Source organism: Pseudarthrobacter sp. NIBRBAC000502771, assembly GCF_006517215.1.
Lineage (GTDB): Bacteria > Actinomycetota > Actinomycetes > Actinomycetales > Micrococcaceae > Arthrobacter > Arthrobacter niigatensis.
Window position 1 is genome coordinate 2,081,412 of sequence record NZ_CP041187.1, and the last position, 22,028, is coordinate 2,103,439.

Sequence of the window (22,028 nt, forward strand, 5' to 3'; positions counted from 1 at the left end):
CGCCGCCTCATCATCCCCCAAATTTGAGGCGGCGGCACACTTTTTAAGTGTTGACGCAACAGTCATGCCCTGCGGCCCGCGGCGAGACGACCCCGCCACCGCCCCGCTGGTTGAGTATGCCAAGTAGCGCCCCGCCCGAAAGACAAGTACCCGCCTCGGTGTTGGGACGCTGTTAGCGCTGCCTACCCTGAACCTGCTGCCGGCCAACGGTGCCGGCAGGACTTTTGGGACCCAGTGCCCGTTGCGGCAGCTGGGTGTGATCCGCTGGGGGATATTTTGGTCTTTGACACAACTGGGCCGCGGCGGCGTGGCTCTCGCTTCCTCATGGCCGGCAGTGCCACGGCCGGGGCTGGCCGCCACCAGGCCGCCGGTGGCCACGCGAACAGGGCCGCCGCGTGGGCGTCCTGATCTTCTTTCTCCTGCTCGGTTCAGCCCTGCTGTTTGCCATCTGCGCCGGAACCCTTTGGTGGATGCTCCACGCCTGGAGGACGCCCGAAAACTTCCAGGCAACCAACGTCTCCACGGGGTCCGTGCAGGGCCGCCACTCCTTCTCCATCATTGTGCCCTGCCGCGACGAACCGTTTGACGTTATGAGTGCCACAGTCGAGGGGTTGATGGCGCAGGTCCACCCGTGGGTCGAGATCGTGATGTCGGTGGGCGATGACGACCCGGGCACGGTACAGCACGCTCGAACGCTTGCCGCGCTCCACCCCCGGAACATCAAAGTGTCCCTCAACACCGACCCCGTCAAGAACAAACCCCGCCAGCTGAACTCGGCCCTCGCGCTGTGTACGGGGGACATTGTGGGCGTCATCGACGCTGAATCCCTGACTGCCCCCGGACTGCTGTCCCATATCGACGCCACCTTCCAGCTGACCAGCGCGGACATCGTCCAGGGAGCCGTGCACCTGGTCAACTTCCGCAGCAGGTGGTTCACGCTCCGTAACTGCCTGGAGTACCGCATCTGGTTCCGTTCCCGCCTTCACGGGCACGCGAACTCAGGATTTATCCCGTTGGGCGGCAACACAGTGTTCGTCTGGCGGCACCTCCTGGAGCAGATCGGCGGCTGGGATGCTGACTGCCTCGCCGAGGACTGTGAGATCGGCGTGCGCCTCTCGGCCATGGGCAAACGGATCGTGTGCGTCTACGATCCGGAACTGACAACGATCGAAGAAGCGCCGACCACCGTGCCAGCCTTCATCAGGCAGCGGACGCGCTGGAGCCTCGGCTTCATGCAGGTCCTCGCCAAAGGCGACTGGAAGCAGCTCCCTACCTTGCAGCGCCGGCTCAACGGCTGGTGGACACTCGTCCAGCAGCACGCCATCGCACTCGCCGGCGTCCTCCTGCCCATAGCCTTCGTCACGGCCGTGGCCTACTCGCTGCCCACCGGCGTCGTCATGCTCACCTACTTGCCGTTGATCCCCCTCCTGCTGACCGTGGTGTTCGAAGTCCTGGTGCTGCGCGAGTTCGGACGGGACATGAACTTCGACATTGGACTGCGCGACTACGTGCTGCTCATCGTTTCCACGCCGATGTACCAGGCGCTTCTGCTGTACTGTGCCATGGCTGCCGCCGTCAAATACCAGCGCCGGAACTTCAGCTGGGACAAGACCCCGCACACCGGCGCCCACTTGGGAGTCTCCCGCGACATGTTCCTGAACCCGCGGGTGCGGGAGGCCAAAGCATGACGGCGGTCGCCGAGGACAGCGTACGTCCCCTTCCAGTGCCGGTGGCGGCAGGCCCGGTTAGGGCGCCCGCCACCGTGCGTGCTCGACGGCGGGTCCGACTCCTGCGCATGGTCCCGCTGGCCCTGGTACTCGGCATCGTCGCCGTGCTATACGGCGTCAACCTCCAGGGATACCCGGAGTTCAACAACGACGACGAAGGCACCTACTTCGCCCAGGCCTGGGCGGTCGCCACGCAGGGGACCACCGCCCACTACACGTACTGGTACGACCACCCTCCGGTCGGGTGGATACAGTTGGCGGTCCTGCTCAAACCTTTGCAGTGGATCTGGGGAGGCGACGGGATCCCGGCGGCGACGGCAGGGCGGGGCATGATGACCCTGGTCGCCGTCGCATCAGCAGCGATGATCTACCGGGTTGCCCGCAACATTGGCGTCCCCAAGCCCCTGGCGCTCGCCGCGCCACTGGTCTGGGCGTTGTCCCCGCTCACCCTTAACCTGGAGCGGCAGATCTTCCTGGACAACATTGCGCTGGTGTGGCTCCTTGCCTGCTTCGCGCTGGTGACGGGAAAGCCGAAGCTCCACCACCATGTCGCAGCGGGAGCCGCATTTGGGATGGCAGTCCTCAGCAAGGAAACCGCCGCGCTGGCACTGCCCGCCATCCTGGTTGCCCTTTACATATCGTCGTGGGCCCGCACCCGGGCTTTTTCGTTCGTGGGATTCCTGGGGACCGGCGCGTTCATGGTTAGCGGATGGCTGCTGTTCGCGGCAGTCAAGAACGAGCTGTTCCCGGGCCCGGGCCACGTATCGCTCTGGGAGGCCATCGTGTGGCAGCTCCAGGGGCGCGAGGGCGCCGGCTTCATGTTCACCCAAGGCTCCGGTGCCAACAACATCCTCAAGGGGTGGCTGTCCCACGACCCGTACCTGGTGACCGGAGGCATGCTGCTGAGTGTGGTGGCGCTGTTCTTCCGGCAGTCGCGAAGCATCGCCCTGGTCCCGGTGGTCTACTTTGCGGTGGCGCTGCGGGGCGGCTATATCCCCGGGATGTACATCGTCACACCGCTGCCGTTCTTCGCCCTGGCCGTCGTCTTCGCGACCTGGAAACTCTGGCAGGCGGCCACGTCCCGCTACCGGGCCATCCAGTACGTTGGCCGTACCGTCGTGGCGGGTATGGTGGCGGCGTCACTGCTGGTCATCACGCCATCCTGGGCTGCAGAGTCTGTCCGTGCGGTCACCGAGGACCAAAACGTTCCGTACCGGGAGGCGCTCGCCTACGTGGACGCCAACTTGCCGCGGAACACAAGGGTCCTCACGGACGACAACACCTGGAACGACCTTGTGAAAATGGGCTGGAATGCCGACGGCTGGTCCGGTCCCATCTGGCACTTCAAGCTGGATCGGGACCCCCTGGCACGGGCCAGGAACCTCCCCGGCGGGTGGAAGGACGTGGACTACGTATTCCTGGGACGCGGCATGGAAGTCTTTGTTGGCGGCGAGATTTTGGGCGAGGAAAACGCCCCACTGGCCTACGCAGCCCTGTCGCACGGTGAACTCGTGAAGGCCTGGGGGCCGGTGGGCAGCCAGGTGCGCCTCTTGAAGGTCAACCCGGACAAGGACCCTGTGGACCCTGAGTGGATGCGGATGCATCCCGATTTGGCGCCCACGGTCAGCGTCCAGCCCTGACCTCCGAATGGTGACGATGCCGCCGTCGTCCGATGACTCGCCCACGCCGCAGCCTCTGCTGCCGTTCCCAGCCGGTGCATGAATAATACGGAGTGCTGGCAACAGCGGAAGTGCAGCGGCAGGCACCTGCCTGCCGCGACGACGGGCGAAGGAAGCGGACATGACCAGGTCACACCGGAGCGAACGGCATGAACCCGAATCGAGCGTGGAGCTGAACCCCCTGTTCAGCCGGCCGGGGGAGTCCACCATCTTCCCGCGCTTCACCATCCCGGACGGCGAATCCCTGCCCGGCACCGCCTACCAGGTGGTCCACGACGAAGTGATGCTGGACGGCAACGCCCGCCTGAACCTGGCCACGTTCGTGGGGACCTGGATGGAGCGCGAAGCCTCCCAGCTGTACGCCGAAACGTTCGACAAAAACATGATCGACAAGGACGAGTACCCGCAGACGGCGCTGATCGAAACCCGGTGCTGGCGCATGCTCGCGGACCTGTGGAACGCCCCGGACCCGGCCGCCGCCGTCGGCACCTCCACCGTGGGTTCCTCCGAGGCGTGCATGCTCGGCGGGCTGGCGCTCAAGCGCCGGTGGCAACACCGCCGTCGTGCCGCCAAGAAGCCCACCGACTCACCGAACATCGTCCTCAGCTCCGCCGTGCAGGTGTGCTGGGAAAAGTTCTGCAACTACTTTGAGGTGGAAGCCCGCTACGTGCCCGTGTCCGCCGAGCACCCCGCCCTGGACGGCCACGGCCTGGAACGCTACGTGGATGAGAACACCATCGGCGTGGTGGCCATCATGGGCGTCACCTACACCGGCGCCTACGAAGCCGTGGAGCAGATCTCCGCCGCGCTGGACGCCATCCAGGCGGACACCGGGCTGGACATCCCCATCCACGTGGACGGCGCGTCCGGGGCCATGGTGGCCCCGTTCCTGCAGCCCGAGCTCGTCTGGGACTTCCGGCTCCCCAGGGTGGCCTCCATCAACACCTCCGGGCACAAGTACGGGCTGGTGTACCCCGGCCTGGGCTGGGTCGTGTGGCGGGACGCTGACGCACTGCCCGAGGACCTCGTGTTCCACGTCAGCTACCTGGGCGGGGACATGCCCACCTTCGCCCTGAACTTCTCCCGGCCCGGCGCCCAGGTGCTGCTGCAGTACTACCTGTTCCTCCGGCTGGGCTTCGCCGGCTACCGGTCCGTGCAGGCAAGCTGCCGCGACGTGGCCCTCTACCTCTCCCACGAGATCGGCGCCATGGACGCCTTCACCCTCTGGAGCGACGGGTCCGACATCCCCGTCTTCGCCTGGCAGCTCACCGACGGCCACACCAAGAACTGGAACCTGCACCACCTTTCCGAGCGCCTCCGCATGAACGGCTGGCTGGTCCCGGCCTACCCGCTGCCGGACGGCCTCAGTGACATCACCGTGCAGCGGATCGTGGTCCGGAACGGGTTCACCCGCGACCTCGCCGCCAGCTTCCTGGCCGACCTCCAGAAGGAAGTGGCGTACCTGGATGCCCTTGCCGGGCCCATGCCGGCCGAGCAGCAGAAGGAAGCCTTCCACCACTAAGCGTCCTGCACCCGGAAACTTGAGTACCCCCTACTCGTGTGCCCTCCTAAGCCCAGCGCGTAGCGTCGAACTTGGTTCGGAAACGTACTTGCAAGGGGGAGCATGTGTATGGAAGGGAAACCGTTGGCGCAAGGGGCGCTGCGGGAGCCGTGAGCCTGGAAGACAGCCCGAACCTGCCGCTGCTGGATGACTCCGTCCTGGCACTGTTGCGGGCCGAAACGGATTATGACGACGGCATCTGGAAGGTATTCGTCCGGGACTTCATCGATCAGATGCCGCCCAGAATCGAGAAGATCCGCAGCACCCTGACCAGCGGTGACGGCAAGGGCGCCATGGCAGCCGTGCTGAGTCTCCGGACGTCGGCGCAGATGGTGGGGGCCATGCAGCTGGCCGGGGTTGCCCTCGAACTGGAAGAGGACCTCCGCTGCGCGGACAACGGATCCGATCCGGCCGGTGCGTTGCCGGGGCTCGCTGCGAAGTACCTTCGCAGGATTACCTACGCCGGCCAGCGGACCACGGACCAGCTGGAGTTGTTCATCGGATAGAAATTGGCAGTCACATGTTTCCATCTTGAGGAAACATTGAGGTTGCATTCCTAATCTGTGGCCATGGGTAAATATAGGGGAAGTTACGACCTGCGCTACTCACTCAGGGAGCTGCGCCGGCGCCGGCTAAGGGCGATGTCCTACGTCGGATTGGCGTTCTTGGCGGTGGGAACTGTTGCGGTAGTGCTGGCGGCCCTGGGACGCTGAAGGAGGGCCATGTGCCGGTTGTTCGGGCTGCACGCCGGGTCCCGCCCCGTCCGCGCCACCTTCTGGCTCCTGGATGCCCCGGACAGCCTGGCTGAGCAGAGCAGGCGGGACCCCGACGGCGCGGGGATCGGCACGTTTGCGGCCGACGGCGGCGCGCGGGTCAGCAAACGGCCGCTCGCCGCATGGGAGGACCACGCCTTTGCCCGGGAGGCCCGGGAGCTGAGGAGCACCACCTTCCTGGCCCACGTCCGGTATGCCAGCACCGGGGCCCACACCCTGGTGAACACGCATCCGTTCGAGCAGGACGGGCGGCTGTTCGCGCACAACGGGGCGTTCCACGGGCTGGACCGGCTCGACGCGCGGCTTGCCGGTTTTGGGGTGTCCGGGTTGGTGCAGGGCCAGACCGACAGCGAACGGCTCTTCGCCCTCATCACCGCCGAGAGCCGCCGGGCCGGCGGGGATGTGGCCGAAGGCATTGTGCGGGCGGTGGGCTGGATCGCCGCGGAGCTTCCGGTCCTGGCGCTGAACCTGATCGTGACCACCGCGACCGATCTCTGGGCACTCCGCTACCCGGCAACCCACCCGCTGTTCATGCTGGAACGGGACCCTTTGACTGAGCCGGCCCCGGCGGCACCGCTGGATGCGCGGAGCCACCGGATCCACACCCGAAGCACCGAACTCTCCGGTGCCCGGTCCGTCCTCTTCGCCACCGAGCCGATGAACCACAACCCCGGCTGGCGGCCCCTGGCGGCGGGGGAGCTCGTGCATGTTGGCCCGGACCTGGCGGTTAGCTGCACCGTCCCGTTCCCGGACCAACCTGTCCACCCGCTCACGCTCGCCGACCTGGATCCGTCCGCCGCGGCGTCGCAAACGTCCTGACCGCTGGCTCCAAAAGCCACTAAAGGCGGTAACCAGCCCCTACTTTCCCGGTTCTTTGCCTTGCCTGCGTTCCACCAGCTCTGCCGCACCGAACGCCCCCGCCAGGACCAGCAGGCTGCCCAGCCACCCCGCTGCAAGGAACATCTGGGTCATGCGGTCGCTGGCCTCGAAGTGTGCCAGCGACTGGCCGGCCACCACAACGTTCCCTGCCGCCTGCCTGGCGACGATCGCCATCCGCAAACCAGGCTCCGGCTGCCACGTCACCGTGTCGCTGCCCAAGGCCCGCGCCGTGTCGAGCACCCCCTCCGGTACCACGGGCATGGCCCCGTGCAGGACCACGGTAGAGGAGAGCGGGCTGTTGGTGTCCCCGTAAACGATCAGGAACACGCCACTGTCAGGGGACAGCTCCAGCCGCTGCCCCGCCGCCGTATCAGGCCCCTGCTGTTGAAGCCGCGCCGCGGCGGCGGCAGCCGGCGCCGTGTTGGCCATGTGGCGGCCGATCTGCTGGAGCGCGACGTACACGCTCCCTAAGGCAAGCGTGATGATGATGGCCGCTGCCAGGCACCAGATGATCCTTCTCATGGGAACATCATGCGCTCATATCCCTGCCCCGCGGCGGTGCCACAACGAACCCGGCCCACTGCCCACGTCCGCCGGACCCTGGAACGTCCGCGCCGCCGTCGCACGCGTCCCGACGGCTGGCCAGCGCGTCAGGTGCTGGGCGTTGCCGCCTTCTTTGCCAGGGCCTCAGCCATCTTCTGCACTCTGGCGCCGTAGCCGCCGTTCAGCGCCGTGTCCTTGATCTTGTTCGCCTGGGCGTCCAGGTCCGCGGGGGCAGCGTTCTTGAGCGTGGTCAGGTCAGCCTGGAGGTTCGCGGGGAGCTTGGCGAACAGCTTGGGGTGGGCGATGAGCTGGTCGGCCACCTGCTGGAGCCCGGCGCCCGGGTTGCCCGAGCTGAACGCGGTCCGCAGCTCCTGCCGCAGGCCGGCCACGCCGGTGACGGTCTTCTCCAACGCTTCGGCGCGCTTCTGGACCTCGGGACCGTAGCCGCCGGAAAGGGCGGTGGTCTTGATCTTGTAGGCGTCCTTCACCCGGTCCGCCGCCGGGGCGTCCTTGAGCGTGGTGACGTCGGCCTGGAGGGCGGCGGGCAGCTTGGCGAAGAGCTGCGGGTGGTTGACCAGGGCTTCGGCTGCCTTCGCGGCACGGTCCCCAACAGCCTGGGGGCTGTCCGCGTTGATGCCCAGGAACGCCTGCAGGCCGCCGGCGCCTTTCGCCGCTTTGGCCTGGCCGGCGGCGGAGGCGGTAGCTGTTGGACTGGGGGAGGCGGACGCGGCACCCACGCCTGCAACGGCCATGGCACCGGCGGCCAGGAGGGCTGCGGCTCCGACGCCGATGCGGGTTTTCATAGACGGGATTGATGGGTTCACCACGGTGTGTCCTTCCAATTTTGCGCGTGCCTCCCCGCTGGACGGCGTGGACCGGCACGGGATCACTATAGGAGCCGATGCTGGGGAAATGCTGGATGCCGTGGCGGCCCGGCGCGTGGTCTGCTTGTCGGATGCCGCGCGTTGTCCGGGGGATACACTGCACGGGTTCTGCGAAGGGAATATCCAATGGAAAACACGCGCCAGGGAACGGCCCTGCTGGACAGGACCTTCCGCGTCTCCCTCATCCTCAAGGGCCTGGACGGGGTCCTGGAACTGATCGGCGGCGTCCTCCTGCTGCTGGTCACGCCCGCGCAGATCAACGACCTGGTCCGGTTCCTCACCCAGCACGAACTCGCCCAGGATCCGCGGGACTTCGTGGCCAATGCCCTGGTGCACCTCACCGCCAACCTTTCGGGGCCGGCGTCGTTGTTTGGCGCCGTCTACCTCCTCCTGCACGGGGTGGTGAAGATCGTCCTGGTGTGGGCGGTCCTGCGGGAGAAGCTGTGGGCCTACCCCTGGATGATCGCCTTCCTGCTGGTGTTCATCGCGTACCAGGCGTACCGGATCTCGGTGGAGTTCACCTGGGGCATGGTGCTCCTGACCGCGTTCGACATCTTCATTGTGTGGATCACCTGGCGTGAGTACCGGATCCGGCGGTCAGGACATGGTGGCGACGGCGAACAGGCCCGCCACGCCCACCAGGTACAGGACCAGGACCACCAATGAGTCCGTCCCCATGCCCAGGCGCTTCTTTTTCGGGCGGAAGAGTAGGCCAAGCAGGTAGGTGAGGGTCAGGAGGATGGCCAGGGCAGTGAGGTAGATGTCGGTGGCCTGGGCCTGCGGCAGCACCGGTTTGCCGGTGATGAGGACGGCCACCAGGAACAGGACGGGGAGGAAGGCGTTGCCGCCGAAGATGTCGCTGAACGCCAGCTTGTAGTCGCCCTGCTTGACCGATGCCAGGCCGGTGGAGATTTCCGGCAGGGATGTGGCCAGGGCCAGGAAGGTGGCGCCGAAGAGGACCCCGGAGAGGCCGATGTGCCCGGCGATCGCGTCCCCGCTGCGCTCCAGGACGACGCCGGCGCCCAGGGTTGCCAGGGCTGCGACGGTGAAGATCAGGGCTGACTTGCCCGTGCTGATGTGGCGGTTCTGGTCGGTGGACTTTTTCTTGGAGTGCCCCTTGGGCTGGTCCTGGCCGCCGGGGGCGTCGCCCTGCTGGTGCCACGGCAGGCCCTTTTGGGAGCGTTGGACCAGGATCAATCCTAGGATCCAGATCACGGCGATCAGCACCGCGGCAGGGGTCAGGTGGAAGGCCACGAGCGAGCCCGGCATTTGGCTGCCGGCGATCACCACGCCCAGGACGGCGACGACCGTGACGGCCTCGATGACCAGGGTCAGGGATGCTGCCTTGTAGCTGAGTGGCTCCGTGCCCTTGGTTCCGAACACGTCCAGGATCACCAGCACCACTGTTTGGATGGCGATGCCGCCCAGGATGTTGCCCACGGCCACGCCGATGTTGTTGGCCGCGGCCGCGCTGACCGTGATGGCGATCTCCGGCAGGTTGGTGGCAATGGCCAGCAGGATCAGCCCGCCCAGCGCCGACCCCAGATGCAGCCGGTCATCGAGGACGTCCGTCTGCTTGGACAGCTGGATCCCCGCCACCCAGATCACCGCCGCGGCACCGGCGAAAATCAGGAGCAGGACCACCAGGGGCAACGCTTCCATGTCTTTTGTCTCCTTTTGGATTCGTGTCACGGCCGTAGTGAAGCCGTACCCACCGGTTGGCCCTGCCCGGTGGTTATTTGCTGGGAATCCGCTGGGAATCCTTCGCTTGCAGGGTGTGCTGGTGGAAGACGGTCCGGTGAGGGTAAGGATTAGTGCGTAGCCACCCCTGCCGAGAGGACCCCCATGGACATCGTTGAAGTGATTTTGAACGACCACCACGAGCAGCGGCGCCTGTTCGCCCTGCTCGATGAAATGCATGCCAGCGAAACGTCCAGCCTGGACGCGGTATGGAAACGGATGCGCATCCTGCTGGAAGTCCATGCCAAGGCGGAAGAGGAACTCTTCTACCCGGAGCTGCTGGAACTGGGGAAGGGGGCCGGCGGAAAGGACTCCGCCGAAGACGAGACCACCGACGCCATCCACGACCACAACGAGATCCGGGACGCCATCAGTGACGTGGACCGGCACCCGACGGGTACAGCCGACTGGTGGGCGGCGCTGGCAAAGGTCAACGAAGCCAACGGCGACCATATGGCGGAAGAGGAACGCGAAGGCCTGACCGACTTCCGGCAGCACGCCTCCCTGGAACTGCGGCACCGGCTGGGCCTGGCGTTCGCCATCTTCGAATCCGAGCACGCCGGCGGGATTGAGCCCCAGGACGTCAGCCCCGAGGAATACATCCGCGAGCACGAATAAGGCCTTGGGCGGTGTTACCGCTTGACCCCTGGTTGGGCCGGTGCCTTGACCGTGGCCAGCAGGATGACCCCGGCCACCGCGGTGCCTCCTGACAGGAGGAACAGGCCGATCGCCAGCGGCGGGGCGGTGGCAGCCTCGCCCAGGATGGTGACGCCGATTGCCACGGCCACCAGCGGATCGATCACGGTCAGTCCGGCCACCACGAGTTCGGGCGTTCCCCGGGTGTGGGCGTTCTGGACCAGGAAGCTGCCGGCCAGGGCCGCGATGACCAGCCCCGCAAGACAGGTCAGGGACAGCCACTCGAAGTCGCCCTGGAAGAGCCTGGCAATCACGGTCTTGGCCAAAGCGGCGACGAACCCGAACAGGATCCCGGCGCCGGCGGTGAACACCACGGCGCCGGAGCGGTGCCGCCACAATGCATATGCCACGGCGACGCAGGCCAGGACCACGGCGAGGACGATCAGGATGGTCACCAGGTGCCGGTCACTGATTTCCACGTCCGCAGCGGAGAACGCCGCCACGGCCACGAACACGCCCACCCCGCAAACGCAGAGGGCGACGGCGGTGAGGGCCCGCCGGCCGGGGGACCTGCGGTTCATCCGGGCGGTGGCGAGGGTGGTGACCACCAGGGCGATTGCCCCAATGGGCTGCACCACGATGAGGGGCGAAAACCGCAGGCTGGTGAGCTGGAGGAGGATCGCAGCGCCCAGCATTGCCGTCCCGGCCAGCCACGCCGGTTTGCGGACCAGGGCCTGGAGCCGCCCGCCGCCCATGCTGCCGGCCGCGCGTCCCGCGGCGGCCGGCTGGTCTCCCACGGCCCGGTGCTGGAACAGGGTTCCCAGGGCGAGCAGGACGGCACCCGCGGCGGCGATGGGAATCCCCAGCCAGTGGGTGGACGTCAGCGCGGACACGGCCGCGGCCTGGATCATGGACAAACCTTACCTAACCGGCGCCCAGTGGAGCGGAATGGGAAGCCGTGCTTCCGGCGACGCAGCTGTGAGCTAGGAGGTTGCTGGGCGGCAGGAGGTCCCTGCGCCGTACTGCAGCCAGTCCGGCAGGGCCGCGGTGAATGCGTCGCGGATGGCCGGGGTGTTGGTGACGGTCCAGTCGATCCTGCCGTTGACCTCGACCTCGTTCTTGTCCCATTCGAACCAGTTGACCATCTTCAGGTTGGGGAACTGGGCGTGGGTCTGGGGCCCGAACACCTGCTCCCACCAGGCGCGCTTGATATCCATCTCTGCGGCGCCGCCGGCCGTTGGGTTGTAAAGCGCAGCTGTCTCCGGGATGGCAACGGGCTTGCTGTGGTCTCTGCCGTACACCCCGTAGAAATCAGGGAGCAGGCTGTCATCGCCGTTGGCCCCGTTGTAGGTCCCGGTGAGCTGCTGGGCGAACTTGTCGGCCTCCGGGACTTCGTTCTCACCCCACGGGTACTTCGCGCCCCAGTGGTACAGGGACATGCCCACCCAGTCCACCGCCTGGTCACCCGGGTAATACGGGGCGTAAGGATCGTCCGCCATGGTGATGGCGCCGTCGTGGTCGGTGTCCAGGGCCGCGAAGTCAGCGCTGCCCGCCTGCGCCTCGAACTGGCCGCCCGCGAAGGGATAGCCGCCCGCGTAATTGGGCGCCCACATCATGGCCGAGCCCGGGGCATTGTGGTGGACGGCGTCCGCGACCCGGGTGAACATGTCCCTGTACTCCAGCGGCTGCTGGGACCAGGGATACCAGGACCCGTTCATCTCGTGGGCCAGGCGGACAATGACCGGGACGCCCTGGCTGTTGATCGACGCGAGATCCTTCACCAAGGCGCTGATGACGTCAGGGGTGACGGCGGCCAGGCCCTGCTTGGGTTCGAGGGTCAGGAGCATCACGTGCCCGTCCGCCCGGATTTGGGCGGCGGCCTGCTGCAGGTGGGTCCGTTCCTGGGCCGTGTACGGAAAATCGGCGAAGGAGACGCTGACGGCGGGTTTGTGGCCCAGGTCCGCGGCATACCGGGACAGCGGCTTGGCCTCCAGGTTCAAGTTCACGCCAAACAAAGCGCCCGACGCCGGGACCAGGCTGCCCCGGTCCTCCACCTCACACACGGGGACGGCCGCAGCGCTTTGGGCCGCCGCTGCCTCCTGGGATTTGCGGTCACGATCCGCCAAACCACCCGTGATACTGGCAGCGCCCAGGCCCAGGGCGATTACTGCCACGCCGATGGGCAATCCCCAGTCCTTCAGCCGGCCGAGAATGATGTCACGGCTTTTGGCGTCCTTTGGTGCGGACGTTTGCTCGGGCAAGGCGGACCCCCTGTTGGCCTGCGGTTTTACTCCGATCCTAGGGTCCAGCGGGCGCTCACCAAAACGGCCCCGGCGCGCGTCGCCGGGGCCGTGGAACCGGACCTACCGCTGGGCGATCCGGAACAGCGCACCGGTGGGGTCCGTGAGGGCTGCGATGCGGCCGAACGGGGTGTCCTCGGCGGGATAGACCACCCGCCCGCCCAGGGACGTGGCGATCTCCACCCCGGCGTCGGTGTTTTCAACGGCGAAGTAGGTCTGCCAGTTGGCCGGCACCCCTTCGGGCAGGAAATGGGAGGCGTCCATGATTCCGGCCCGTGAGTCGCGCCCGGATCCCAGCGTGGTATAGCGGAAGTCCTCGGTGTCACTCATGACGTCCGTGTCCCAGCCGAAAACGTCCTGGTAGAACTTCACCGACGCCGCGTACTCGCGGGCGTGGAGTTCATGCCAATAGGGGGTGCCGGGTTCGCCCGTGGACCGGAACCCGGTATGGCCGCCGAACTGCCACGCGCCGATCGCGGCGCCGCCCGCGTCCCCCAGCATCGCCATGTGTCCCTGCTCGGGGACCTCCATGGGCCCCATCAACACCTGGCCGCCTGCCGCCACGGCCGCGTCCGCTGTCGACTGGATATCCTCCACCCGCAGGTACGTGGTCCACACGTCCGGGTACCCGGAGCCGGCGTCGTTCTTCATCATCCCGGCCACCATCGCACCGTTGGCGAACGCCGTGATGTAGCCGCCGTACTTCTCCTGGTCGCCCTCCTCGTAGGTCCAGCCGAACAGTGCGGTGTAGAACTCGCGGGACTTTTCCGGATCGGACGTCATGAGGTCGATCCAGCAGGGATCGCCGTTGGCGAAGGTGGGCTTGGGCATGGGGACTCCTGGTGTGTAGGGCTGTGGGCCGGGCAAGGCCCACCCTAACGCTGCTTGCGCCAAAAGCCGAGGGGCCGCCGGCACGGCCGCAACTGTGGGTTGGGCCGTGCCGGCGGCCGGCCATTCCTACTCCTCGTCCTCCGGGTTCCGCAGCCGGCGCCTGACCAGCAGTCCGGCCACCACCAGGCCGGTCACCAGGACGGCGCCAACTGTCCCCGCCACCACCAGCGGCCCCGGAACCCCTGGGTCGGCTGACGCGGGGCTGGCCGCCGGCGCCGACGGCGGCGCGGAATTCGGGCCGCCGGCGGTGAAGGTGAACGTCCCCTCGATGGGATGGCCGTCCGAGGAGACCACCCGCCAGACCACCGTGTACTTGCCCTGCGGGGCGCCCGGCTTGACCGGCTGGCTGACCTGGTTGTCAACGATCTGCACCGGCCCGTCCGCCTGGTCGGCTCCGGTGGCGTCCTCCACGCGGACAATCGAGTTGATGGCGATGGGGGTGTGGTCGAACGTCAGCTCGACCTTGGCGGGCATTGCGCTGACCGTTGACCCGTTGGCCGGGTTGCTGGACTCCAGGGCATCATGTGCCTGCGCCGGCGCGGAAAAGACCAGCAGGAGCGCGGCGGTGGCCAACGGCAGCAGCATGCGTGCCGGCCAGGCGGTCCTGTGGCGGGTCGACGATGTTTTCATGTATCGCCCTACTTTCCGGCGGTCCGGGTACGGCGGCCGGCAACCGCCACGCCCAGTGCCGTCCCACCGAGCACCAGTCCTGCTGCCCCCAGCACCACGCCCCACACGGACGTTGCGTCACTGGACTCCTGGGCCGTCCGGGTCACTGCCTCGGCACTGGGCGACGCCGGCGCTGCGGCGGCGGCAGCCCCGTCGTCGGCCGTTGTGACGAAGGAGGGGGCGCGATGCTTGGGTTCCGGCTGCCCCTCGGCGCCCTCCTCGTCCCACTTCACCACGCTGCCGTCCGTGTAGGTCTGGGCTGCCTTCAGGGTGACCCTGGTGCCCGCGGCGGGAAGCCGGCCCACGGACAGCGAGAACGCCTGGTACTGGTTTTGGCCCAGCTGGTGGGCTTCGTCGGCAGTCCAGACCACGGAGATGGGCGCCTTGGTGACCGTGCTGCCGGACACGGTGACGGGCTTGGGCAGCTCGCCGGTGACCACCTGGGCGGTCCATCCCTCCACGGGCTTGACGGAGACGGAGGTGAAGGGAGTGTCGGTTGGCAGCGTGACCTCGAGCTTGCTGGTCTTGGCCGTCGGGGACTCGTTGGGGACGTTGAACGTGAGGTGGGAATAGCCGTTGGCGCCGGTATCGTCCGGGGTCACGCTGACGTGGGCGGACGCGGCGGTGGCGCCCGCGGCAACGATGCCCGCGGCGGCAGCGGCGGCGGCAAGGGTCTTGAGGGTACGGCGGAATGAGGTGTTCACAGCAAAGCCTTCCAAAGGGTGCGCCAAAGGGGCCGCAGGTGCGGCGGCGCGGGAGAAAATGACAACGCGGTGGCCCCCCGGCCGCTTTCGGCATGGGGGCTTCGCGGGATTCGGCAGCCGCCTAGTTGGCGGCGTGGAAGGCCGGCGGTCCGCGGAGGGCGGGCAGCCGCAGGTTCCGCCACCGGAAGGGGATGACGACGGCGGCCGGCGCGGAAAGGCGCGGCCACTCCGGGATGGCAAGGGAAGCCAGGATCCGGACCAGGGGGCGCAGCCATGCCGCCAGGGCCCACACGGCCGCCTCGCCTCTGGCCAGGACCAGGGCGGTGGCCACTGTGGCCGTGGCGTGCAGGGCCAGCATCAAGGCTCCCGGCACGGCCTCATGGCCGGGCATCAGGGCGCCGGCGGCGGAGGCAGGGAATGATCCGTGGACGTGGGCGCCGTCAGCCGGGGTGAAGGCTGCCGCCGCCGAGAGCGCATCGAAGGCCCAGTGCAGGCCCAGTTGGCTGGACGCCAGGAGCCCGAGCATCGCCGGGGCATTGATTTTGGTTTTCGAGAGGATGGTGACCGGCGCCAGCACCAGCGCCACAATTCCGGCCATGATCGCCGGATGGGGCAGCACACCGCCGGCCACTACGTGTGCAGCCGCGGCCAGGGTCAGCATGGCCACGGTAAAGGCAATCACACGGGGGAGACGGAACGGAGCATTCATGCCGGTGGCCGCCTTTCCATCCGCTGTTGCCACCCTCCACTCTAGGGAATGACCGGCAGCGGCAGGTAATCAGCAGGGCAGCTATGTGGATGACGCCGGAATGCCTGCCGTCGAAAACACAGGAAAGCCCCTGGCCGGGGCCAAGGGCTTTGCTGTGAACTGCGGGTGCGCGCTACTCCGCGAGCTTGGCGACCGATTGCGCCCAGGTGAAGAACTTGTTGGTGCCCAGATCCTTGACCGTCTTGATGTTCAGGGCTTCCTTGAGCTTCTGGGCGTCGCTTTCGGACAGTCCCTTCAGCGCCTCCACCGGCGCTTTCGCGAGTTCGTCGATGCCCTTGTCGATGTATTCCTTGTCGAACTTCGAGTTGATTCCAGTCATGCTGTCCTCCTGGTGTCCGGTTGGGGCTCACTGTGCCGGGGGCACATTCGCCATTCAACCACGCCACTTGGGATTCCGCGCGCTTTGCAGCGTTGACCTGCAGTTACCTGCCGCCGATAGCTTCGCAAAACTACTAATCATGCTTACTATTGGTGGGCGCGGGCTGCCCGCTGGGGGCAGAGCACCCGCGCCGCACTGGAGGTCTCACAAGCATGGACAACGAAATGCGTCCTCTCACCGACGAAGAACTGATGTCCGAACAGGCCACAGCACTGCCGGACAAGGAAGTAGCATCCGTACTGGACCTGAACGCGGACCTGGACCTGGGGATCAATGCTGCAGCCCCGATCGACCTGGCCGTCGCCGCCAATGCAAACGTGGCCGCGCCGATTGACGCCGCCGCGTCAGCCAACATCCTGTCCTACGGCTCCGACGCGCAGGCTTTGTCCAGCCAGGACGCGGCGATTGACCAGGGCATTACTGCCGATGCGAACGCTGATTCCACCCAGGACAGCGTGATCGGCCAGGGCGACGGTGCAGCTGACACGGGCACCGCCGGAACCACGGATGGGACCACCGGAACGGCACCTGCGCCCACAAGCACCGGTGGCCTGACGGACGCCGCCGGCGCCTTGAACGGCAACCTGCTTAACGTTGACGTCAACCTCGATGCGGACGCTGCCATTGCCGCCCCCATCAACGGTGCCGTCGCCGCGAACGCCAACGTCGCCGCCCCCATCGACGCGGCCGTCGCCGCCAACATCGGCTCCATCGACAGCCAGGCGTACGCCATCTCGGACCAGAGCGCCACCATCTCGCAGCACATCGACGGCGCCGCCAACGCCACGGCCGGCCAGCAGTCCGACCTGCAGCAGTAAGCCAAGATGACCCAGACCCAAGGCGGCCCGCCTGCCCAGGCGGGCCCGCCGTCGTCGAGCGCCGGCCTTTCCCAGGATCCGCCGGACCGGACCATCACGACGGCGGGTGCCCACCTTCCTGCGCTGGCCGACGGCGTGCAGCTGCTTGGGCCGGCCGAAGGCTCCGGCTACCGGGAGCCGCCGTCCTTGGTGCGCCGCGGCGACGGGCAGACCCTCCAGCTGACCCGGCTCCTGTACCTGGTGCTGGAGGGGGCCGACGGGACGCGCGACCTGGACGCCATCGCCCGGCACGTCAGCGACGGCTCCGGGCGCCTGGTCAGCGCGGACAACGTCCGCACGCTGATGGACTCCCAGCTGCTGCCGATGGGCCTGCTCCGGCTCGCCGACGGCAGCCAGCCCGAGGTCAGGAAATCCAACCCGCTGCTGGGCCTGCGGTTCCGCTACATCGTGTCCGATCCCGAGCGCACGCGCAGGATCACCGCCCCGTTCGCCGCGCTGTTCCACCCGCTGCTGGTGGTGGCCGTGACGGCCGCGTTCCTGGCCGCATGCTGGTGGGTGCTCATGGTGAAGGGCCTGGGCTCGGCCACCCATGAGGCCTTCGAACAGCCTGCCCTCCTGCTGCTGATCCTCGCAGTCACCATCCTCTCCGCCGGGTTCCACGAATTCGGCCACGCCGCTGCCGCCCGCAAAGGCGGGGCGACGCCGGGAGCCATGGGGGCGGGGCTGTACCTGCTGTGGCCCGCGTTCTTCACGGACGTCACGGATTCCTATCGGCTGGGCCGCGGCGGCAGGATCCGCACCGACCTGGGCGGACTGTACTTCAATGCCATCGTGGCGGTGGCCATCATGGGTTTGTGGTGGGCCACCGGGTTCGACGCACTCCTGCTGGTGGTGGTCACGCAGATCCTGCAGATGGTCCGGCAGCTCATCCCGCTGGTGAAATACGACGGCTACCACATCCTGGCCGACGCCACCGGGGTGCCTGACCTGTTCCAGCGGATCAAGCCGACCCTTCTGGGGATCCTTCCGTGGCGGTGGGGAAACCCGGAAAGCAAGGTGCTGAAACCATGGGCGCGGGCTGTGGTCACTATCTGGGTCCTGGTGACCGTGCCGGTGCTGCTGTTCAGCATGGTGATGATGGTCCTGTCCCTGCCGCGGCTGCTGGCCACCGGGTGGGCCAGCGTGGGCAAACAGCAGGAAGCTCTGGCCGCGAGCCTGTCCGCGGGTGACATCCTGGGCGTGACGGTGCGCGCGCTGGCCATCATCGTGGTGGCTGTGCCCGTACTGGGCGTGGTGTACATCGTGGTGCGGCTGCTGCGGCAGCTGGTGACCGGGCTGTGGCAGAAGACGCGCGGCAAGGTTGCCCAGCGGATCGTGGCCATGGGCGCCGTGGCCGCCCTCCTTGGTGGGCTCGCCTGGGCGTGGTGGCCCGACGGCGGGACGTACCGCCCGGTGCAGGCCTACGAGCGCGGGACGCTGGGTGATGCCACCCGGACGATCCTTCCAGCGCGCGACGGCGCGGCGCTGCGCCAGGGCGCGGCGGGACGAACCGTTGCGCTGTGGCCTGCCGGCACGGCCAAACCGACCCGGGACAACCCCCAGCTGAGCATGGTGCTGGTACCGGCGGGTGCCTCCGCCGCTCCTGCTGCCGGCGGCGGTTCCGACGCAGGTCCCGCAGCTGCGGCACCCTCCTGGGTGTTCCCTTTCGACCGGCCGGCCGCTCCCGAGGGCGACGGAAACCAGGCGCTCGCCGTCAACACCACCGACGGCTCCGTCCAGTACAGCGTGGCGTTCGCGCTGGTGTGGGCCGAGGACGGCCAACCCGTCACCACCACCAATGAGGCCTACGCCTATGCCAACTGTTCGGCCTGCGCGGCGGTTGCCGTGGGGTTCCAAGTGGTGCTGGTCGTGGGGCAGACGGACGTGATCGTGCCGCAGAACCTTTCCGCGGCGGCCAACTACAACTGCCTGGATTGCCTCACCTACGCCCTGGCCAGCCAGCTGGTCCTGACCCTTGATGGTCCGCTGGACGGGGACAGCAAGCACCAGCTGGAAGCGCTGTGGGCCCAGATCGCTGAATACGGAAGAAACATCCGCGACGTACCGCTCTCCGATATCCAGGCCACCCTCAACGGATACAAGGAGCAGATCACGGCCATCGTCAAAGGTGCGTCGGTGACTTCAGCTTCCACGCCTCCACCCTCTGTTTCGGCTGATCCCAGCCCGGCCCCCACGCCGTCCGCGGCCGTCGTGGAACCGTCCGGTCCGGGGACGGTGCCTGCCCGGGATCCCAACCCAGCCCCGACGTCCGGTGCCACCGCACCGACCGGGCAATACACGGAAAGCCCGCAGCCGACGTCGTCCGTTGCCTACCCGACCCAGGCGCCCACCCCTGACTCCGGTTACGGCTCCACGCCTGTTCCGGTGCCCACCTCCAGCGCCGGCTGAGGGGCTTTTGCTGGGAAAACGCCATGAGTTATCCCGGAGTCCCGCGTGGTTGCGGGGGTAGGCCCGCGGGACGCGAATTCTGAAGAGTAGGGTAAAAACGTACGGTTGCCGGCAAGGAAGAAGATCCGGACACACGAATGCCCAAGCGAGTCCCGTCCCCAACTTCCCCAGCCGTGCCCCGGCGCAGGAACCTGTTCCGCGCCACCGGTATCACGCTTGGCTGGTTCCTGGGTTTCATCGGTGTCAGCGCCCTTTGCGGCGCCCTGGTGGCCGGGTTGATGGTACCCGCCGCAGCGCTGACCGAGACGGCAGTGGCAGGCGGTTCCGCCGCCCTGACCACCGACCTCCCCAATGATGTCTTCTCCGCGCCGCCCGCACAGATGACGCGTGTCCTGGCGGCGGACGGGTCGCTGATCGCGACGCTCTTCGACGAGAACCGGACCCGGATCCCGCTCGACCAGATGTCACCCAACATCAAGAACGCGATCGTGGCGGTCGAGGACTACCGGTTCTACCAGCACGGCGGCATTGATCCCGAAGGCATCTTCCGGGCGCTGGCGGTCGACGCCGCCGGCGGACACCAGGGCGCGTCCACGCTGACCCAGCAGTACGTGACGAACATGCTCAACGAGAACCTCATCGCCCAGGGCAAGGATGCCCAAGTGGTGCTTAACGGGCAAAAGGGCGTGAACCAGAAGATCAAGGAGATGAAGCTCGCCATCGGCCTGGAGGAGAAGTACTCCAAGGACCAGATCCTCGCCGGATACCTGAACGTCGTCGGCTTCAACGCCAACGCGTACGGCATCCAGGCCGCGAGCCAGTACTTCTTCTCTGTTGATGCCAAGGACCTCACCCTGCCCCAGGGCGCCCTGCTGGCCGGCCTGGTCAACGGCCCGTCACTCTACGACCCCACGGTGCACCCGGAAGCGGCCAAAGGCCGCCGCGACCTGGTGCTCGACGCCATGCTGCAGCACGGCTACATCGACCAGCAGCAGCATGACGACGCTATTAACACTCCGATCCAGCTCAAGGTCAATCCACCGAAGCAGGGCTGCGCCTACGCGGCCCAGGCCCAGTACTTCTGCGACTACGTCCTGCACCTGATCGAGAACGACCCGGCGTATGGCACCACCCAGGACGAGCGGGACCAGAAGATCATGGCCGGTGGCCTGACCATCAAGACCACCCTGGATCCGCGCCTGCAGGGACCGGCCCAGGCGCAGGTGGATGCCACCGCCGGTGCAAACCCGGACAAGTGGGGCGCCTCGCTGGTGACCATCGAACCGGGCACCGGCAAGGTCCTGTCCATGGCGCAGAATTCACGGAAACTGCCCGACCAGGGTGCCGGGTTTGTCTCCGACTACAACTTCAACGTGGACAGCTCTGACAGTGCCGGGAACAGCCTGGGCGGTGTGGGAGGCATGCAGCCGGGATCAACCATGAAGCCGGTGACCCTGGCCGCGTGGCTGGGCGAGGGTAAATCCACCAACCAGGTTGTGGACGCTTCCAAGCGCCGCTACGGCATCTACTACCCGTGGAAGACCACCTGCCAGCCGGTCCAGGGCTGGTTCGACAGCACCGTGCCGCAATCCTCGGACCTGCAGAACGATGAACCCAACTGGTACCGGCCCATGACGGTCCGGGAAGGCATCTACCAGTCGATCAACACGGCAACGTTCGCCTCACTTGCAGGTCTTAACGATTTCTGCGACGTCCAGCGTGCCGCCGACGCCATCGGCCTGCACCTGGGCAGCGGAAACGGCGCAAAAATCGACCTCTCAACCCTGGGCAACATCCTGGGAAGCCAGAACGTCGCGCCGCTGACCATGGCCAACGCCTTCGCCACGTTCGACGCCAACGGGACCTACTGCTCGCCGATGTCCATCACCGAGGTGGACGATTCCCAGGGCAACAAGATCGGCGGCCAAACGTCCTCCTGCCAGGCCGGCGCCCTCAAACCGGACGTTGCAAAGGCCGTCACCAACGTCCTCCAGGACGTCCTCACCAAGGGCTCCGGCCTCCTGATCCCGCAAAAGCTGGGGGTTCCGGATGCCGCCAAAACCGGAACCAACGAGTACAACAACCAGACCTGGGTGGTTGGCTATACGAAGGGCCTGGCGACGGCGTCCTTCTTCGGCGACCCCTTCAACGGCGGCCCGACCCGATTGGGCCGCAACATCACCGTCAACGGCAAGTTCTACCCGGCGGTGGATGGGGCATTCATCGCCGGTCCGCAGTGGGCGCAGTACATGCAGGGTGTTGTGGGCCTGTACGACCACGGCAACTTTGACGCCCCGCCGCAGAACCTGGTCAGCGCCCCCGGAACCGTTTCGCAGCCCACGCCGTCGAAGGGCAAGTGACCCGGATGCCGTTTTCGACCGGCAAAATCCCTGACGCACGGGTTATTTGGGTGTCGCGGCGGAGCCTGCGGGTCGCAACCTGATATGCGTATCGCTGATGTGGCATACGTGAACAACATCCTCCGCAAGAAGGGAACCGGTCATGTTCAACACTGGGAATCTAGGAATCAGCATCGGCGCCTTGGTGGCCGTGGGCGTTGCCCTGTACATCGTGCTGGTGGTCCGCCGGCGGAAATGACCTGCGCTGCGTAACGCAGATCGCCCTGCA

General features: G+C 67.1%; 20 protein-coding genes. 10 read left to right on the top strand and 10 right to left on the bottom strand.

Annotation, left to right across the window (positions count from 1 at the left end):
* Positions 1-395 precede the first annotated feature (395 nt).
* From NIBR502771_RS09725 to NIBR502771_RS09745, 5 genes are all read left to right on the top strand, one after another.
* Positions 396-1,688, top strand: coding sequence for a glycosyltransferase family 2 protein (locus NIBR502771_RS09725; protein ID WP_246839861.1), 1,293 nt, complete (start codon positions 396-398; stop codon positions 1,686-1,688).
* A complete protein-coding gene (locus NIBR502771_RS09730; RefSeq protein ID WP_141159581.1) occupies positions 1,685-3,367 on the top strand; it encodes a glycosyltransferase family 39 protein in 1,683 nt (560 codons plus the stop codon). The genes NIBR502771_RS09725 and NIBR502771_RS09730 overlap by 4 nt, the downstream gene beginning before the upstream one ends.
* A 160-nt stretch (positions 3,368-3,527) precedes the next feature.
* Positions 3,528-4,928, top strand: a complete 1,401-nt coding sequence (locus NIBR502771_RS09735) for a glutamate decarboxylase (protein WP_141159582.1) — start codon at positions 3,528-3,530, stop codon at positions 4,926-4,928.
* A 149-nt stretch (positions 4,929-5,077) separates the two neighbouring features.
* On the top strand, positions 5,078-5,473 hold the full coding sequence (locus NIBR502771_RS09740; protein ID WP_141159583.1) for an Hpt domain-containing protein: 396 nt from the start codon (positions 5,078-5,080) through the stop codon (positions 5,471-5,473).
* A gap of 216 nt (positions 5,474-5,689) precedes the next feature.
* Positions 5,690-6,559: a class II glutamine amidotransferase gene (locus NIBR502771_RS09745; RefSeq protein ID WP_141159584.1), complete on the top strand. Its 870-nt coding sequence runs from the start codon at positions 5,690-5,692 to the stop codon at positions 6,557-6,559.
* A gap of 39 nt (positions 6,560-6,598) precedes the next feature.
* On the opposite strand, the gene NIBR502771_RS09750 is transcribed toward NIBR502771_RS09745, so the two are convergent.
* Both NIBR502771_RS09750 and NIBR502771_RS09755 read right to left on the bottom strand, forming a co-directional pair.
* Complete coding sequence (locus tag NIBR502771_RS09750; RefSeq protein ID WP_141159585.1) at positions 6,599-7,141, bottom strand: hypothetical protein; 543 nt, start codon at positions 7,139-7,141, stop codon at positions 6,599-6,601.
* A gap of 128 nt (positions 7,142-7,269) precedes the next feature.
* A complete protein-coding gene (locus tag NIBR502771_RS09755; RefSeq protein ID WP_141159586.1) occupies positions 7,270-7,965 on the bottom strand; it encodes a hypothetical protein in 696 nt (231 codons plus the stop codon).
* Between the two features lie 207 nt (positions 7,966-8,172).
* On the opposite strand from NIBR502771_RS09755, the gene NIBR502771_RS09760 reads away from it, so the two are divergent.
* Positions 8,173-8,712 carry a DUF2127 domain-containing protein gene (locus NIBR502771_RS09760; protein ID WP_141159587.1) on the top strand — a complete coding sequence of 180 codons (540 nt, stop codon included), beginning with the start codon at positions 8,173-8,175 and terminating at the stop codon, positions 8,710-8,712.
* Here the strand turns inward: NIBR502771_RS09760 and NIBR502771_RS09765 are convergent.
* Complete coding sequence (locus NIBR502771_RS09765) at positions 8,644-9,738, bottom strand: sodium:calcium antiporter (RefSeq protein WP_246839862.1); 1,095 nt, start codon at positions 9,736-9,738, stop codon at positions 8,644-8,646. The two genes, NIBR502771_RS09760 and NIBR502771_RS09765, sit on opposite strands and share 69 nt — an antisense overlap.
* A 153-nt stretch (positions 9,739-9,891) precedes the next feature.
* Here NIBR502771_RS09765 and NIBR502771_RS09770 point away from each other — a divergent pair, with 153 nt between their 5' ends.
* A complete protein-coding gene (locus NIBR502771_RS09770) occupies positions 9,892-10,404 on the top strand; it encodes a hemerythrin domain-containing protein (RefSeq protein WP_141159589.1) in 513 nt (170 codons plus the stop codon).
* A gap of 14 nt (positions 10,405-10,418) precedes the next feature.
* On the opposite strand, the gene NIBR502771_RS09775 is transcribed toward NIBR502771_RS09770, so the two are convergent.
* The 7 genes from NIBR502771_RS09775 to NIBR502771_RS09805 all read right to left on the bottom strand — a co-directional run bounded on the left by NIBR502771_RS09775 (position 10,419) and on the right by NIBR502771_RS09805 (position 16,074).
* On the bottom strand, positions 10,419-11,333 hold the full coding sequence (locus NIBR502771_RS09775) for a DMT family transporter (protein WP_141159590.1): 915 nt from the start codon (positions 11,331-11,333) through the stop codon (positions 10,419-10,421).
* Positions 11,334-11,405: 72 nt separating this feature from the next.
* Complete coding sequence (locus NIBR502771_RS09780) at positions 11,406-12,683, bottom strand: glycoside hydrolase family 26 protein (RefSeq protein ID WP_246839863.1); 1,278 nt, start codon at positions 12,681-12,683, stop codon at positions 11,406-11,408.
* Positions 12,684-12,785: 102 nt separating this feature from the next.
* Positions 12,786-13,553 (bottom strand): VOC family protein, encoded by a 768-nt coding sequence (locus tag NIBR502771_RS09785; RefSeq protein ID WP_141159591.1) that lies wholly within the window; start codon positions 13,551-13,553, stop codon positions 12,786-12,788.
* A gap of 126 nt (positions 13,554-13,679) precedes the next feature.
* The gene (locus tag NIBR502771_RS09790) at positions 13,680-14,243 is read right to left on the bottom strand and encodes a copper resistance CopC family protein (protein WP_246839864.1); all 564 of its coding nucleotides are present in this window, start codon (positions 14,241-14,243) and stop codon (positions 13,680-13,682) included.
* Between the two features lie 8 nt (positions 14,244-14,251).
* Positions 14,252-14,986 (bottom strand): YcnI family protein, encoded by a 735-nt coding sequence (locus tag NIBR502771_RS09795; RefSeq protein WP_141159592.1) that lies wholly within the window; start codon positions 14,984-14,986, stop codon positions 14,252-14,254.
* A 121-nt stretch (positions 14,987-15,107) separates the two neighbouring features.
* Positions 15,108-15,695 carry a hypothetical protein gene (locus NIBR502771_RS09800; RefSeq protein WP_141159593.1) on the bottom strand — a complete coding sequence of 196 codons (588 nt, stop codon included), beginning with the start codon at positions 15,693-15,695 and terminating at the stop codon, positions 15,108-15,110.
* Between the two features lie 172 nt (positions 15,696-15,867).
* Positions 15,868-16,074 (bottom strand): hypothetical protein, encoded by a 207-nt coding sequence (locus NIBR502771_RS09805; RefSeq protein WP_141159594.1) that lies wholly within the window; start codon positions 16,072-16,074, stop codon positions 15,868-15,870.
* Positions 16,075-16,286: 212 nt separating this feature from the next.
* On the opposite strand from NIBR502771_RS09805, the gene NIBR502771_RS09810 reads away from it, so the two are divergent.
* From NIBR502771_RS09810 to NIBR502771_RS09820, 3 genes are all read left to right on the top strand, one after another.
* On the top strand, positions 16,287-16,952 hold the full coding sequence (locus NIBR502771_RS09810; protein ID WP_141159595.1) for a peptidoglycan-binding protein: 666 nt from the start codon (positions 16,287-16,289) through the stop codon (positions 16,950-16,952).
* A 6-nt stretch (positions 16,953-16,958) separates the two neighbouring features.
* Positions 16,959-19,400, top strand: a complete 2,442-nt coding sequence (locus tag NIBR502771_RS09815; RefSeq protein WP_141159596.1) for a hypothetical protein — start codon at positions 16,959-16,961, stop codon at positions 19,398-19,400.
* Between the two features lie 137 nt (positions 19,401-19,537).
* On the top strand, positions 19,538-21,760 hold the full coding sequence (locus tag NIBR502771_RS09820; protein WP_141159597.1) for a transglycosylase domain-containing protein: 2,223 nt from the start codon (positions 19,538-19,540) through the stop codon (positions 21,758-21,760).
* Positions 21,761-22,028: the final 268 nt, after the last annotated feature.

Excerpts from the sequence above, each read along its gene's own strand:
- NIBR502771_RS09800 (WP_141159593.1), bottom strand. The coding sequence starts at position 15,695 with ATGAATGCTCCGTTCCGTCTCCCCCGTGTGATTGCCTTTACCGTGGCC.
- NIBR502771_RS09820 (WP_141159597.1), top strand. The coding sequence starts at position 19,538 with ATGCCCAAGCGAGTCCCGTCCCCAACTTCCCCAGCCGTGCCCCGGCGC.
- NIBR502771_RS09805 (WP_141159594.1), bottom strand. The coding sequence starts at position 16,074 with ATGACTGGAATCAACTCGAAGTTCGACAAGGAATACATCGACAAGGGC.
- NIBR502771_RS09760 (WP_141159587.1), top strand. The coding sequence starts at position 8,173 with ATGGAAAACACGCGCCAGGGAACGGCCCTGCTGGACAGGACCTTCCGC.
- NIBR502771_RS09730 (WP_141159581.1), top strand. The coding sequence starts at position 1,685 with ATGACGGCGGTCGCCGAGGACAGCGTACGTCCCCTTCCAGTGCCGGTG.
- NIBR502771_RS09750 (WP_141159585.1), bottom strand. The coding sequence starts at position 7,141 with ATGAGAAGGATCATCTGGTGCCTGGCAGCGGCCATCATCATCACGCTT.
- NIBR502771_RS09755 (WP_141159586.1), bottom strand. The coding sequence starts at position 7,965 with ATGAAAACCCGCATCGGCGTCGGAGCCGCAGCCCTCCTGGCCGCCGGT.
- NIBR502771_RS09790 (WP_246839864.1), bottom strand. The coding sequence starts at position 14,243 with ATGAAAACATCGTCGACCCGCCACAGGACCGCCTGGCCGGCACGCATG.
- NIBR502771_RS09735 (WP_141159582.1), top strand. The coding sequence starts at position 3,528 with ATGACCAGGTCACACCGGAGCGAACGGCATGAACCCGAATCGAGCGTG.
- NIBR502771_RS09745 (WP_141159584.1), top strand. The coding sequence starts at position 5,690 with ATGTGCCGGTTGTTCGGGCTGCACGCCGGGTCCCGCCCCGTCCGCGCC.
- NIBR502771_RS09810 (WP_141159595.1), top strand. The coding sequence starts at position 16,287 with ATGGACAACGAAATGCGTCCTCTCACCGACGAAGAACTGATGTCCGAA.
- NIBR502771_RS09785 (WP_141159591.1), bottom strand. The coding sequence starts at position 13,553 with ATGCCCAAGCCCACCTTCGCCAACGGCGATCCCTGCTGGATCGACCTC.
- NIBR502771_RS09815 (WP_141159596.1), top strand. The coding sequence starts at position 16,959 with ATGACCCAGACCCAAGGCGGCCCGCCTGCCCAGGCGGGCCCGCCGTCG.
- NIBR502771_RS09775 (WP_141159590.1), bottom strand. The coding sequence starts at position 11,333 with ATGATCCAGGCCGCGGCCGTGTCCGCGCTGACGTCCACCCACTGGCTG.
- NIBR502771_RS09770 (WP_141159589.1), top strand. The coding sequence starts at position 9,892 with ATGGACATCGTTGAAGTGATTTTGAACGACCACCACGAGCAGCGGCGC.